The organism is Pseudomonas sp. HC1(2025) (assembly GCF_058742075.1).
The window spans coordinates 2,780,950-2,795,269 of record NZ_CP196017.1 but is presented as its reverse complement, the minus strand read 5'-3'; the positions used below and the strand labels follow the sequence as shown (position 1 = coordinate 2,795,269).

The 14,320-nt window shown below is 57.4% G+C and carries 10 protein-coding genes; 5 read left to right on the top strand and 5 right to left on the bottom strand.

All coding sequences use genetic code 11. The features are described 5' to 3' along the window. Positions 1 to 43 precede the first annotated feature (43 nt). The 5 genes from ACSSVH_RS12665 (at position 44) to ACSSVH_RS12645 (ending at position 7,237) form a co-directional block, all read left to right on the top strand. Positions 44 to 1,072 (top strand): pyridoxal-phosphate dependent enzyme, encoded by a 1,029-nt coding sequence (locus ACSSVH_RS12665; RefSeq protein ID WP_169951527.1) that lies wholly within the window; start codon positions 44 to 46, stop codon positions 1,070 to 1,072. 4 nt (positions 1,073 to 1,076) lie between these two features. Beyond that, positions 1,077 to 1,652 carry an allene oxide cyclase barrel-like domain-containing protein gene (locus ACSSVH_RS12660; RefSeq protein ID WP_169951525.1) on the top strand — a complete coding sequence of 192 codons (576 nt, stop codon included), beginning with the start codon at positions 1,077 to 1,079 and terminating at the stop codon, positions 1,650 to 1,652. A 13-nt stretch (positions 1,653 to 1,665) separates the two neighbouring features. After that, on the top strand, positions 1,666 to 4,560 hold the full coding sequence (locus tag ACSSVH_RS12655) for a type I polyketide synthase (RefSeq protein WP_492634645.1): 2,895 nt from the start codon (positions 1,666 to 1,668) through the stop codon (positions 4,558 to 4,560). A gap of 2 nt (positions 4,561 to 4,562) precedes the next feature. After that, positions 4,563 to 5,666 carry a Glu/Leu/Phe/Val dehydrogenase gene (locus tag ACSSVH_RS12650; RefSeq protein WP_169951521.1) on the top strand — a complete coding sequence of 368 codons (1,104 nt, stop codon included), beginning with the start codon at positions 4,563 to 4,565 and terminating at the stop codon, positions 5,664 to 5,666. Between the two features lie 296 nt (positions 5,667 to 5,962). Then, the gene (locus ACSSVH_RS12645; protein ID WP_492634644.1) at positions 5,963 to 7,237 is read left to right on the top strand and encodes an FAD-dependent oxidoreductase; all 1,275 of its coding nucleotides are present in this window, start codon (positions 5,963 to 5,965) and stop codon (positions 7,235 to 7,237) included. 153 nt (positions 7,238 to 7,390) lie between these two features. Here ACSSVH_RS12645 and ACSSVH_RS12640 read toward each other — a convergent pair whose 3' ends face one another. Genes ACSSVH_RS12640 through ACSSVH_RS12620 form a run of 5 tightly spaced genes read right to left on the bottom strand, consistent with a single transcriptional unit; the run spans position 7,391 to position 13,986 of the window. Continuing rightward, positions 7,391 to 8,689 (bottom strand): LLM class flavin-dependent oxidoreductase, encoded by a 1,299-nt coding sequence (locus ACSSVH_RS12640; protein ID WP_492634643.1) that lies wholly within the window; start codon positions 8,687 to 8,689, stop codon positions 7,391 to 7,393. Then, a complete protein-coding gene (locus ACSSVH_RS12635) occupies positions 8,686 to 9,492 on the bottom strand; it encodes an ABC transporter ATP-binding protein (protein ID WP_492634642.1) in 807 nt (268 codons plus the stop codon). Before ACSSVH_RS12635 ends, ACSSVH_RS12640 begins: the two co-directional genes overlap by 4 nt. Continuing rightward, positions 9,489 to 10,556, bottom strand: a complete 1,068-nt coding sequence (locus tag ACSSVH_RS12630; protein ID WP_170041448.1) for a FecCD family ABC transporter permease — start codon at positions 10,554 to 10,556, stop codon at positions 9,489 to 9,491. Before ACSSVH_RS12630 ends, ACSSVH_RS12635 begins: the two co-directional genes overlap by 4 nt. Beyond that, positions 10,553 to 11,710 carry an ABC transporter substrate-binding protein gene (locus ACSSVH_RS12625; RefSeq protein WP_492634641.1) on the bottom strand — a complete coding sequence of 386 codons (1,158 nt, stop codon included), beginning with the start codon at positions 11,708 to 11,710 and terminating at the stop codon, positions 10,553 to 10,555. The genes ACSSVH_RS12630 and ACSSVH_RS12625 overlap by 4 nt, the downstream gene beginning before the upstream one ends. 5 nt (positions 11,711 to 11,715) lie before the next feature. Continuing rightward, positions 11,716 to 13,986 (bottom strand): TonB-dependent siderophore receptor, encoded by a 2,271-nt coding sequence (locus ACSSVH_RS12620; protein WP_492634640.1) that lies wholly within the window; start codon positions 13,984 to 13,986, stop codon positions 11,716 to 11,718. Positions 13,987 to 14,320 lie beyond the last annotated feature (334 nt).

Here is a 14,320-nt window from a genome sequence, read left to right as displayed (position 1 = left end):
CCTCTACGTTCATTCAATCCAAACGCGTAATGGGAAATTTGTCATGGATTTCGACCTTTTCAATGCTCAATCAGCAGCTCCCAGCCCTGCCAAAGCGCTGGATATGTTTCCCCAACTCAGGGACTTCAGTGCGTCGCTGGGAAACACCCCGCTCGTGGAAGTGCCGGGGCCACAGAACGGAGGTCGAATCTTCGCCAAGCTGGAGTCGAAGAACCCTTCCGGGTCGATCAAGGATCGCGTGGCCTTCGGCTTGTTTTGTGATGCGATCAATGCTCACGACTTTGATCAGGGCCCGCTCAAGCTTCTTGATTCGTCGGGTGGCAACATGGCCAAGGCTTTAGCTCATTTGGGGCATCTATGCGGCCTGCCCGTGCACGTGGTGATACCCGACTCAGCGCCAGAGGTATTGCTTCAATCCTTGAGCGATAGCAACGCGATTGTCACGAAGGTGGACAGCAGCCATTTTCTGCTTGGCATCATCGCCCGCAGCCAGCAGATCGCCTGCACGGAGCCAGGCTGGACCTTGCTATCCCAGCATCTGAACTTGGTAAACACATCGGTGCATCAGTATCACACCGGCGCCGAGATCTGCCGTCAGCTCGACGGCCGACGCCCCGATGCCTGGGTAGCAGCCATCGGCACTGGAGGTACGCTTGCCGGCGTATACGCAGCGCTGGCGCAGCAAAACCAGGACCTGCGCGTCGTCGGGTGCACGCCTCGCGAACTGCCATTTGGCACGATGGAACCTCCAAACCGAACTGCCAGATTCGCAGGCGCAGGAGGATTTGGTTTCGGGTTCCGGCAACCGTTTGTCTCGTTGATTCCCTACGAAGTGCCGTTCCAGACCGTCTCACATGAGGAGTCTCTCAAAGCCATGTTCCGGTTCTTCGAGGAAACCGGCATCCCAATTGGCGGTTCGGCCGCGGCCAACTGGATCGTCGCGTGTAACGTCGCCTCTGAACTCGACAAGGAGGCCAGTGTAGTCACCATCTTCCCCGACGCCGGCAGCGACGCCGACCGCGAGCGGGGCCGGCAGTTGCTCGATAACGAGCGTCAAACGACAAGGAGCTAATGCTATGCCCATTAATGAACAGGACATGATGTCAAATCTGGTGAGCCTGGCCGATCTGGCCAGAGCTCAATTGGACCTTCCCGACGGGCTCAACAAAGCCCGGCAGATTGTCGCAGAGCGCATAGGCACCGATCGCTTCGTCATGCTGCCACTGCTTGAACTCAGCGATATTCAGTTCAAGGCACAGGCTGACGACAGGCCCACTGTGGGCGATGTCAACTCGCATATTGATCGATGGATCGGGGATGACGGCGTCGAAATCGGCACCATCAGCGGCGAAGGTTGGAAGATCGCAAGCCTGGATAAAGACGTGATCTCCTATTATCGGGAAACCGCAGATACACGCTTGGGCAGAATCGAGACAGCGGGGGTCTGGAATTCATCCGCCATTTGGCAAGGGCGATGGCAATCATTGTTTGCCACCGGTGTCACCGGTGAGGTGACCGGGATGATTGGGGTACGGCAACTGTATCAAGAGGTCCCGCGCGAGCGCTATCGGGCCTTTGTATTGCTGATTCCGATCGAAGCGGCCGACGAAGCGATTCAGGGCCGGGTACGCCGCGGATACACGACTGATTGAATTCGGAGGTCGCATGTACGATCAGCACGTGGACCGCGACATTGCAGTCATTGGTATGGCTTGCAGGTTTCCTGGCGCCAACACCCTTGAGCAGTACTGGCACAACCTGGTGAACGGCGTCGAGTCGGTAATCGAACTCGGTGATACGCCTACCGATGCGCAGACCATGCCATTTGCCGCACCGTTGAATGACAACGTACTGTCATTCGATGCCACGTTTTTTGGCGTGGGTCATCGTGATGCAGCCTTGATGGACCCTCAGCACCGACTATTCCTCGAGTGCGCGTGGCATGCGCTCGAGCATAGCGGTATCAAGCCCGGGCAAATGCCCGACACCGGTTTGTTTGCCGGCTGCAGTAGCTCAGCCTACCTTGGCCACTTGCAAGCGTCCGACCTCATGGAAAAATTCCAGCCGTCAGGGTTCGAGCTGCAAATTACCAATGATAAGGACTACTTGGTCACGCGGGCGGCGTGGCACCTGGGCATAGAGGGGCCGGTACTCGGTGTGCAGGCAGCCTGCGCTACATCGCTCGTCGCCGTCGCAGAGGCCGTCGAGGCCTTACGCGCAGGGCGATGTCGAGTAGCGCTGGCCGGTGGATGCACGTTGCGGTTTCCGCAACGTGCACCTTACCGGACTCAGCGAGGCATGATCTACGCACAGAATGGCCACTGCATGCCTTTCTCCAGCAAAGCGACAGGGACGGTGTTTGGCAGCGGTGTCGCGCTAGTGGTTCTGAAACCGTTATCCCTGGCGCTCGCTGAGGGGCAACGCGTGTTAGCCGTAATCAAAGGCTGCGCCGTCAACAACGATGGCGCCCGCAAGGTGGGTTTCACCACCACCAGCGTCGACGGACAACGACGCGTGATCAGCGCGGCCATGCTCGATGCCCATCTCACGCCCATGGACATGCGGGCGATGGAGGCGCACGGGACCGGGACAATTGCCGGTGATCCCATTGAGTTCAACGCATTGAACGACCTGTTTGCAATGCCCGGGAAAGGACACAACTCCTGCGCACTTGGCTCAGTGAAGGCCAACGTAGGGCACCTGGAAACATGCGCGGGCATGGCAGGGCTGATCAAGGCCGTGCTCCAGATCCAGCATGGTTTCATAGCGCCACAGATCCACATGGACGAGGTAAACCCTTCGATAGCATTGGATACCAGCCCGTTTTACTTTCCCGCAATCGCTGAGCCGTGGCATACAACGGATAGTCGCAGTGCCATTGGGGTCAGTGCTTTTGGAATCGGCGGGACAAATGCGCACGTAGTGCTGGCGCGTTCGCCACAAGCTCTCGATGAGACGACGACCGCCGCGACCGATTTTCCTTCAGTCATTCCCGTAACCGGGCAAAGCGAGGCTGCCTGCCACAGGTTGATACGGGCCTACCGCGCAGAACTCGCCGGGCTCCCCGCGGACCGCACGGCGTGGAGCGCCCAAACCACGCGTCGAGCGCTCAGGTATCGCGCAACCTTGTGTGCGGACAAGGACGGCGCACTGCAGGTCGCTGACCCGGTACGCGATACCGGCCGCCGCAAGCCGGACATCGTTTTCCAGTTCCCGGGCCAGGGCAGTCAGTTCCTCGGCATGGCCACCGGCCTGGCCAAGTCGAACCGACATTTCGCAAGTGATCTTCATGCCTTGGTACGTCTGCTGCGAGAACAAGCGGATGTCGATGTCTCCTTCCTGCTGGATGGAAATGCTGACACCGACCTGACCGATACCGCGACGGCACAGCCCGCGCTCGTTGCAGTTCAAATCGCGATGGCCCGGTTCCTCATTCGGCACGGCGTCGTACCTGACGCAATCGTCGGTCACAGCGTGGGCGAAATCGCAGGCGCCTGCATCGCCGGAATGCTGACCGCCGAAGAAGCACTGCTGTTCGCTGCTCGACGGGGCAGGTTGATGTCTGAATTGCCAGCTGGCTCCATGCTCGCCGTCTCCATGAGTGAGCAAGCCTGCCGGGATTGGCTCGCGGACGACGTTTCGCTAGCCGCCGTCAACGCCACAGAGGCCTGCGTTCTCTCCGGTACCAAGGCCGCGATCGAGCGCATACAGCGCTCATTGACCAGCCTCGGCATACGTTGCCGTGGTTTGACGGTATCCCATGGGTTTCACTCGTCCATGATGGCCCCCATCCTGGACGAACTGGCAGCCGCCGCGCCGACCGCCAAGGCGGCGCCTTCGGATATTCGCTTCCACTCGACCCTGCACGGCACAGCATTCGACTCGTCAGACCGCCTCGACGGAGCCTACTGGGCGCGGCACGCGCGTGAGCCGGTGAGATACCTGGAGGCGCTTACCTCCATTGCGGTTCGTGAAGGGACGCTATTTGTCGAAGTGGGCCCCGGCACGACCTTGACGGCCTTGACAATGGCACTGCGGCCGCGAGACACCGCGATTCGCACGATGCGTGGCGAGCGAGACAAATCGCCAGAGCATGAGGTGTGGCATACCGCGCTTCAGAAAATCTGGATGGCCGGTGTGGACATTGACTGGCGCCCGGCGTGGAACCTGCCAGCCAGAACCATCCCGTTAACGCCCTACCCCTTCGACCGACAACGTCACGGCGTGACGCTTGAGACGCAGGGCAGCACACCTCGTACGGCCGAACCCGCACAGCAGCCTGAGTCGCGAAGGTACAACAGCGTTGCACAGGCCGCTGCCGCACTTTGGGAGAAGGTCACCGGGACGCCTCCATCCAGCCAGTATCAGTTGTTCAGTGACGATGGCGGGGATTCCTTGGCGGCGTTCCAACTGATTGCATTTGCAGACTCCGAACTCGGGGTCGTGTTGAACGTATCTGACTTCCTGGCTGATCCCACACCGTCGGGCCTATGTACATGCCTGACGGATGCCGGCGCCGCTAACAGCATTCACATTCATCCTAAAGAAGGGAACGCATAGTCATGGCAACCATCACTCATCCAACGTTCGGTGTCTATGAAGTCGAAACTGTAGTGGTAGACAGTCAGAGTTCATTCACCATCGCCTGCTCGCCCCACCGGCATGCGATGCCCAGCAATGGAGGTATCCGTTGGAGTCGATATAAAACACTGTCACATCAAAAAGATGAAGCAATCATGTTGGCAAGTGCGATGGATCTGAAACATGGTTTTTATCGAACCGGCTTCAGCGGCGGGAAAATCGTCGTAAATAGCAGTGCGCTACCTGATGAGGCCCCACACGTATTCGATGCCATCGGAGAAACCCTGAACCGCTATGCCGGCTCGATGTACACAGGGTGTGACATCAATACAAGCAGTGCGCATATGACGTACCTGAGAAAATCCACCCCGTGGATTCTGGATGCCATGGACAGCCCTCAGATCAGCACGTCAATTGCCACCGGATTTGGTGTCTGGAGTGCCCTGAAGGCGGTACTGAAGTGCTCTCCGAGAATCAACGGAACGCCTCTTGTAGCCATTCACGGCATGGGCAAGGTGGGCTTTGAAGTTGCCAGGCAATGTCTCGCCCATGGGTACAACGTGATCGGCTTCGACGTAAAGCCCATTAGCGATATTCCGGCCGGCCTGTGCATGTTGAGCGAGGAGGATTTCTGGTCAAGCGCCCCGGATGTGCTGTGCATTGCGTCCCTCTCCAGAATCCTTGATCTGCCCACGGTTGAACGTATACGCGCGCGCTGGGTTATCAGTAGCTCCAACACACCGTTTGACAGTACTCAAGCAGAAGCGAGGCTTCTGGCGCGTGGGGTTGGTTATGTTCCTGATTATGTAAGCAACGCCGGAGCGGTTATCTGTGACAGCATCGAGCGATCGTTCCCTGATGTTTTTCGTGCGATGACACAGGATCAGGCAAACAACTATACAGGGGCATTGATCGGTACCAAGACCGGCGAATTGATCAAACGGGCAGAACTGCTGGGATGCAATATTCCCACACTGTTATCGCGAACCTATTTTCATGCCGGAAATAATGTAGACCTCGACGTATCCCAACGGCACGATCCGTCTATCCACGCTGATATAGACGCGCGCAGCTTCGCGGTTTAGACATAAGAGGACAATGAAGGGGATAGCTGTGGGTTTGTTATAACTTGGCGGCACCGCTGGCCCATCACAAGCATTTAAACTTTAAAGATCTCGCACATACCCAACTTATCTGGAAGATCTATTCTTCCAACGTATTTAATTTGCTTGACGCGTCACGCAGTAACCGGGACTTCTATTACAACCGAGTCACTACGACCCACGCGCGTATAACGCCGCTCGATTACCTGACGAACCCCAAAATATAACTAATTGCAGTGACGTTTTTTGTCGCCCACTCTAATTATCAGGAAGATACGATGTCCCCCAATACGCCAGAGACACACTACGATGTATTAATCATCGGCGGAGGAATACTCGGTCTCGCCAGCGCTTACTATGCGACAGCCAGAGGATTAAAAACATTGGTTGTCGATCAGTACGGAATAGGCAACGACACCAATAGTTCCAAAGGCCTGGAGCGAATGTTCCGCTTGATGCAAGACAACGAGTCCGAAGCCCGGCTGGCCGAAGCGTCACTTGCAATATGGACAGAACTGCAGCGCGCGAGCGGAAAAAACCTGCTTGCTTCGGACGACCTTATCTTCTTTGGCCATCGGGATGCGCCGATGACTACCGAAGGTAACGTGCAACACATCAAACACACCATGGATAGCATGGGCATGCCCTACGAATACCTGGACTCCCCCGCCGCTATTCACAAAAGATTTCCGATGTTCAATCTGGCAGCCATGCCTGACGACTACGTAGGCCTGGTGCAAGCGGCAAGCGCGTCCATCAACGTGCAGGAAGCGGCCAGGACTTTTCTATTCGCCGCCCGGCAGACGGACCTCCTGCACGTATTGGATAAGCATGCCGTGATCCAGGTCGCCCCTCTTAAGGACCAGGCTGGCTATACGCTGCTGACTGAGGCTGATGGTCGCTCCGTGACCGTCCACGGAAAACATTTGATCACTTGCCCGGGAGTATGGGCAGATTCGGTGTTGAAGGGCTTTGGTCTCAAGCAAGCGCCCGGTTGGAAGATCTGGAAGATGAGTTACGCCTATTGGCCACTCAAGGAAAACCCTCCGAAGATTCCTATCTGGTTTGAGTTCGGGAATATCGATGCAAGCGACCAAGGTACGTTTTACGGCTTCCCACCCCTGGACTTCTCGCCAGACCGGCACAACATGGTAAAAATGAGCGCCGACTACACCTACGACACTTACGATGCGCCGTCAGCAATTCAACCGGGCGTGAACCCAAGATTGATGGAGGAACTCGTTGCGCACCTGGATCAACTGATTGCCCCCAATGCCGTCGACGCCACTCAATACCAGCATGCGGGGACATGCCTTTACTCGATGAGCCCGGACGGCAAGCTGGTGATCGGGCGTATCCCGACGGCACCCGGCCAGCAGTCATTCCATGCCGGCGCCTCGATGTGCGTTATGGAGTCAGGCCGAGCCTTCAAATACGCGCCATTGTTTGGACGTATATTGGTTGAACTGGCTGTCGATGGGCACACCCGGTATCAGCACGACCTGGATGTATTCTCGTCCACTCGTGATGGGCTGTTCGAACCTTCAACGTAACAGCGCTAAAACGGGGCCCACTACGAAGCGCGGTTGGTGCTCTCCCTTTCGTCTGCGCATCGTCAACACCGGTAGGTGCCCTGCTTCCAGGCAAGGGCACCGTTCACCCTGCACGCCAACAGCCCCTGAAGTACCGCCCAAAGAACAACCAGGCTACGGCTTGACCAGGCCCAGGTTTTCCCGGAAGCAGCGTCCTTCGTAACGCCTTCTGAGCAGCCCGCGCTTCTGCAGGAGCGGAACGACCTGCGCCACGAACTCGCTCGCGCCTCCCGGTAGGTGGGAGAACATGACGTTGAATCCATCGGCGGCCTCCTGCTGCAGCCACAGTGCCATCTGGTCAGCGACCATTTCGGCGGTCCCCACCATTTCCAGGCCCTGGTAACCGCAGACCCGCCTTGCCAACTCAAGAACGCTTAAGTTTTCCCGCGCCGCGAGCCGCACCACACGATCACGGCCGCTCTTGCTCGCATTGCTCTCGGGTATTTCAGGCAGTAGGCCTGCCGGATCGTAGGCAGAAATGTCGTGCCCCAACGCAATGGAGAGCGTCGCGAGGCAACTCTGATCATCTACCAGCTCATCCAGCCTCGATCTTTTGCGTTGCGCCTGCTCAAGATTGTCGCCTAATACGACAAGGACTGCGGGAACGATTTTCACCGCATCCGTGCGCCCTGCTGCCATAGCTCGTGATCGCATGTCAGCATAGAAAACCTGCGCAGATGCAAGATCGGTCTGATAAGTAAAAATGACTTCGGCCGTCTCTGCCGCAATCTGCCGCCCCGCTTCGGACGCACCGGCTTGTACTATGACGGGGCGCCCCTGAACAGGTCGAGCTACATTGAGCGGGCCTTTCACCGCGAAGTGAGGGCCTTGGTGATTGAGTGTATGCAGCTTGGCAGGGTCAAAGTAGATGCCATTGGCTGCATCCATGCAGAAGGCATCCGCCTCCCAGCTTTCCCAAAGCCCCTCCATCACCTGCGAGAACTCTCGGGCGCGGCGGTACCTTGCGCCATGCTCAAGGTGGGACTGCGCGCCGAAATTGGCTGCCTCGTTCGGATTACTCGACGTGACCAGATTCCACCCAGCCCTACCTGCACTGATGACATCCAGTGAGGCCAGGCGGCGCGCGAGCATGTACGGTTCGTTATAGGTGGTACTGGCGGTTGCGATCAGCCCGATGTGCCGCGTCACTGCCGCCAACGCCGGAAGCAGTGTCAATGGATCAAGCGTAACCACGCTGGAGCTTCGCATGAGCGTGTCGACGGAACCTGCGCGAACCGCAAGTGAGTCAGGCAGAAAGAGTCCATCAAACCGACCCTTCTCAAGGGTTTTGGCGAACCACTTCATGTGCTCGAAGCGTCTGTGGAAGTCGGGTATGGCACCCGGATAGCGCCAAGCGCCAGCATGAATGCTGGGCATGGCCAACAGGATGAGTTTCTTGAGTGGTCTGGTCATTGTAGGGTGCTCGTCATGGAATTCGGTGCTCGCAAAGACCGATCCACAATCAGGAATGGAGCCCCTTGCGAGCAGTATTCGAGGCGCGCTTGCACGCCGTAGACTTTTTCCAGCAACGCCGGTGTCAGGACATCGAGGGGGCGGCCGGTGGCATGCACCCGCCCTTGATGAAGGACCACCACGTGGTCCGCGAAGCGCAATGCGTGATTGATGTCGTGAATGGCCATGACGACGCACATCGAGCGCGCTCGCGCCAACCGACGCAATAAATCGAGCACATCGAACTGGTTTTGCAAATCCAGTGCGCTCGTGGGCTCATCCAGTAACAAGACACTGGGTGCGCGGATCATTGCCTGGGCAATCGATACAAGTTGCCGTTGGCCACCGCTCAATGCGGCCAGCTCGCGGTCGGCGAGCACGTTAATCTCCAGCGTCTGGAGCATACGGGTGACCTCATCCAACTCACTGCCATCAACGCCCCAGCCGCTGCCCTGCTTGCTCGCAAGCAGCACTGCTTCAAACACTCGCAGCGAGGAGTTCATGGAAATATCCTGGGGGACGTGTGCGGGGCGGTTGCGATGATGAATGGACCAGGTCTCGACAGCCTGCCCTGCCACAGTCACGGTGCCTGCGCCACCCAACTCGCCCGCAATCCGGCGCAGCAGCGTGGACTTACCGGCAGCGTTCGAACCCAGCAGCGCCGTGATGCTACCCGCTGCCATGGGCCCGAAGCTGACGTTCTGCAATACCGTATGGCCGTCGAAGGCTACCGACACGTCAGCGATGTTGAGCAGTGCAGTCATCGCGTCTTCGCTCGCAGAATCAACGCAAAAAACAAGGGCACGCCCACCAGGGATGTCACTATTCCAATCGGCAGGGTTTGCCCGGCGACCAGCGATTTGCTCAGTACCGAGGCCGCCGACAGCATGCATGCCCCACATAGCGCAGAGGCCGGGAGGAGAAAGCGCTGGTCCTCGCCTACCAGCATTCGGGCAATATGCGGCCCCACCAATCCAACGAACCCGATGGTGCCCACAAAAGAGACGCAGATAGAGGCGAGCAGACTGCTGAGCAGAATGCCGCGCAGGCGCAGGCGCGCTACGGGAATCCCCAAAGCCGTCGCCCGGGCCTCTCCGAGTTGTAATGCCGTCAACGCCCAGGACTGGCGGGCGAACGTAAACGATACGATCAGGAGAATGACACTCATGATGCCGAGCTTGGGCCACGTAGCACGCGAAAGACTGCCCATTGTCCAGAAGACGACAGCAGACAGCGCCTGTTCGGGACCGATGTACTGCAGCGCCTCCAGCAGTGCCGAGAACGTGAAGACCAGGGTCGTGCCCAACAGTATGATCATTTCGGTGGTGATACCGCGTTTGCGACTCAGGCGATGAATGAACAAGGCCGCTGCCATCGAAACGAGGAACGCATTGACGGGGATGGCGTAGGCGACAGCCGAAGCAGGCAGAACGCTTACCCCCAATATCAGACCGAGTGCGGCGCCAAAACTCGCCGCGGCCGACAAGCCCAAGGTGAACGGGCTCGCCAGGGGGTTGCCGAGCACTGTCTGCATTTGCAAACCCGCAATCGACAGACTCGCGCCGACGACCAGAGCCGATAGCGCCACGGGTAGTCGGATGTCCCAAAGTATCACGCTCACCTGGCTCGACGACGCGTCTTGCATCAAGACGGACAGCAGCTCCATCAACCTGTAATGCGCCGGGCCTATGGAAAGGTCGATCATGAAAAACACAAGGGTAAGCAGGCCAATGCCGACGATCATGCTCAAGCGGCGTTTCGCCAGGCGGCTGTATAAGCTCCGCCCGCGGGTGAGTTCGGCCTGTGTGCCGATGGCTTGCTTCGTCATAGTGATGCTCCATCCAGGCTCAGCCAATAACCGGGCTGATAAGGAACCGGAAGAAAACGCGCGTGGAACTCGCGAAACGTAGCGTCCGGATCCAGCGATGCGAAGAGTTCGGGATGAAGCCACTTTGCTATCCGCTGCAGTGCGACAAAGTAATACGGATTGTCATAGAAGGGATGCCAGATGGCGTGGACCCTCCCCGCCTTCACCGCCGACAACGAACGATATGCCGGCCGGCGCATCAACCGGCGCAAACGCGCGAGCCCTTGCGCGGAGTCGGCGCCGGGTCCGAGGTTGACCCAGTCTCCCGCAGGCGAATAAAGCGACCAATTTGCGCCGGTCACCAGGATGACATCCGGGTCGCTGGCAATAACCTGCTCGGGATGCAAGGTACCAAAAGTACTGTGCAGGAAATGAGAACCGAGGTTGTCACCTCCAGCGACTGTCACAAGCTCACCGAAATTGCCTTCGCCGTAAGTCAGGCAGCAGTCGTCATACAGACCTGCGGCACGCTCGACCATTACACGAGGCCGCATTCGAACGTTTTCCAATGGCACCGTGACACGTTCGATCTGCTCTTGGCGAAAACGCAGGAATTCGTCGGCACGATCGGTTCGCCCAAGCAGTGCACCGAGGATCTGCACGCTTCGCACGGTGTTATCAAACATCTTGGTGCGAAAATCAACGAACACGATCGGAATGCCCACCTGTGTCAACCGTGCCATCAGGCCCGACGACTCGGCGGCGGCCTTTGAACTGAGGTTCATGATCACCACGTCCGGCGCCAACGAAATCGCTAATTCGCTACCAATGGAGTCGAGCGTCGCGGCCGGAAACGATGGAATGCGGCCCATCTCGGGAAACTTCCGCAGATATGCCCGATAGCCATCCAGGTCCGCAGCCTTGAAGTTCTCGCCCCAACCCACAACATCAGCAAATGGCCGGTCCGGAAGCAGCACCGCCAAGACGTAAGCCAGCGTGCCGTCCCCCAGCAGCATCCGCCTCACAGGTCGATCTATGTGTACATCACGGTCAGCAACATCCTTGAATGACACACATGCGGGCGCAGCGGTGAGACTTCGAGAAAGGCTGATCAACATTCCAGCCGCCATCAGGCGCCCCAGAACACGGCGCCTTGAATACAGAACATCGCCCATTTGGCTCACCAGCGGTAAGTGAGAGAAGTGGTGGCCGTGCGATCCTGCCCGACAAAGCAATACAGGGCAGAGGTACAACTTGCGACGTATTCCTTGTTAGTCAGGTTGCTGACATTGAGCGCCAGCGAAGCGCCTTCAAGCGAAGGCGCAATTGAACCCAGTTCATAGTTCAACGCCAGATCAAAAAGCGTGACCGCCGGAACCTTGAACGTGTTCGCTGGATCGCCGTACGACGCGCCCAGGTAACGCGAGCCTGCTCCGATTTTCAGGCCGGACAAAGATCCGCGCCCTATGAGGTAATCAAGCCACAGGGCAGCGCTGTGTCGGGGAGTTTGTGTCAGGCTGTTGCCTTGGTAGGTCGTATCCTGGACCAAGGCGTTATCCAGGTAACTGTAACTGGCAAGCAGATTAAGATTTTCGACCAGCTCGGCAGTGGCTGAAAGATCGACACCACGGCTGCGCACCTTGCCCGCCTGGGTGTTGAACCCCAGATGGGCCGCATCGGCGGTTTTGACGTTGGTCTGTTCCAGATTGTAAATGGCGGCCGTCAGCAATGTTCTGGAGTCGGCGGGGTGAAACTTGATGCCTATCTCCGTTTGTGTCGTTTCAGTCGGGACGAACGCACTCCCGTTGTAACCGCTGCCTATCAACGGATTAAAAGACGTGGCATAGCTCACATAGGGAGAAATGCCGTTATCAAACTGGTAACTCAGGCCTGTTCGCCCCGACCACTTCCCGTTGTTCATCTTGGTGGAGACCGAAGTAGGGGAATAACTTCGCGTCACGTCGTCTGTTTCGGATTTATCGTAGCGTGTGCCCAACGTCAGACGCCATCGGTCATAAGAAATCTGATCCTGTACATAGACGCCCAAGCGATCGAACTCCTGTTTCTCGGACCAAGGTGCTGCGCGGCTTGCCGTGAAGTCTGGTTTGACATGCGGGCGATAGTCCGAGCCGTAGGGGTCAACAAGATAAGGGCCACTGCTATAGAGGGCACTGGTTACAGTGCCCGAGGCAAAATCGGCACCCACGATAACGTCGTGCTTAGTAGCCCCGAGTTGGAGGCTGCCACTGACATAGTTGTCCATCGAGAACGTATTGGAACTGGAAGGGGAAATCTCATAAGTGTTTTTTAGCAGTGGCTTGCCATTGACCACCGAATACCCGTAGACAACGCTTCTTTGCAAATCCGAGGCGATATGCATGTAGCGCATAGTGCTCGTCACCTTCCAGTCGTTGTCGAAAGAGTGGGTGAAGTTGGAGCTGATGTAATTCTGTTCACGGGACGAGTCATCAAACGACATATCCCGGTAGTTCCTGTCCCGATCTATTGATGGATAGGGACTTTTATTCAGCCCAAGCAGATTGGCTGGCAAAGAGTTGTAGTTCGGTATTTCGGGCTCCCGAGAGTGAACAAGCTGGACAGTCCAAGAGGTTTGCTCCGTCGGCTGCCACGTCAGCGAAGGCGCAAGATAGAGCCTTTTGTGGTGTACATCTTCGATCTGGTCATTCGCCTTCAACCCTGTCGCGGTAAAGCGATAGAGCAGCGTCCTGTCACTGTCGAGTGGACCGGTTGAATCCACGCCAAGAAACGTACGGCCGAAGCTGCCAAATTGTGTCGTGACCTCATGCGACTCCACCTCTTGGGGCTTGCGAGTTACCTGGTTGACTATGCCTCCGCCGGTTGATTGCCCATAAAGATAGGACGACGGTCCTCGCAATACTTCGACACGCTCCAGTGTGTAGGGATCGACCTGGGGCGACCAACTGCCAGGGTTACTGATTAAGCGCAGCCCGTCCAAATAGTAATCGGCTTCGACGCCGCGGATTTTTGTGAAGTCGAGCTGATCTCCGAAGGCCCCGTATTTTTCGCTATTGGCGCCTGCCGTATAGCGCAGTGCCTGGCTGGTCGTTTTTATTTGCTGGGTATCCATCTGCTCGCGCGTGACTACCGACACGGATTGAGGAATTTCCAGGATCGAAGTGTCGGTCTTGCTGCCCAACCCGGATTGTTCCGCAACATAACCGTGTACGAGACCGGATTCGCCTCCCTTGGTGCTCACCCCAGTGACACTGGTGGCCGGCAAGGTGACCACACCTGCAACGGGTGGGATTGGATCATTCTCGGTCGTGCGCTGCGCAAGGTCATCAGCGTGAGCCATTTGATAAGCACACAGGGTTAGCGCAGAGGCGATCACCGCACACTGCTGGGCGGTGCGGCGAAAGTAGTTTGGTTTCGAGCTTGGGGAGGGATGAATCAGCGGCCAGTTGTTCATTCTGTACACGGCGTCAAGCGGATTGGGAGGCAAATCCTATCCACTGACTGACTGACAGTCAATGTAAATGAGAAGTAACATTAACTGTGCCTTGCGTGCTTGTGTAACCACCGCAGCTCAATTATCGGGCGCGACTTGTATGGACCCGTGCAACGAGGGTGCTGCCGCGCCTGCGCAACGATGCGAAAATGCCCCCAAAGCCACCATTTTACGCAGAAGGGATAAGGCATCATGTCGATGCCCATTGGCCAACAGTTCAATATCATGGGGTGATCCAAGACATGCATGAACTTGGTGATGCTTACCACCGCGTAGCGTGCCCGGGCCACCCTTT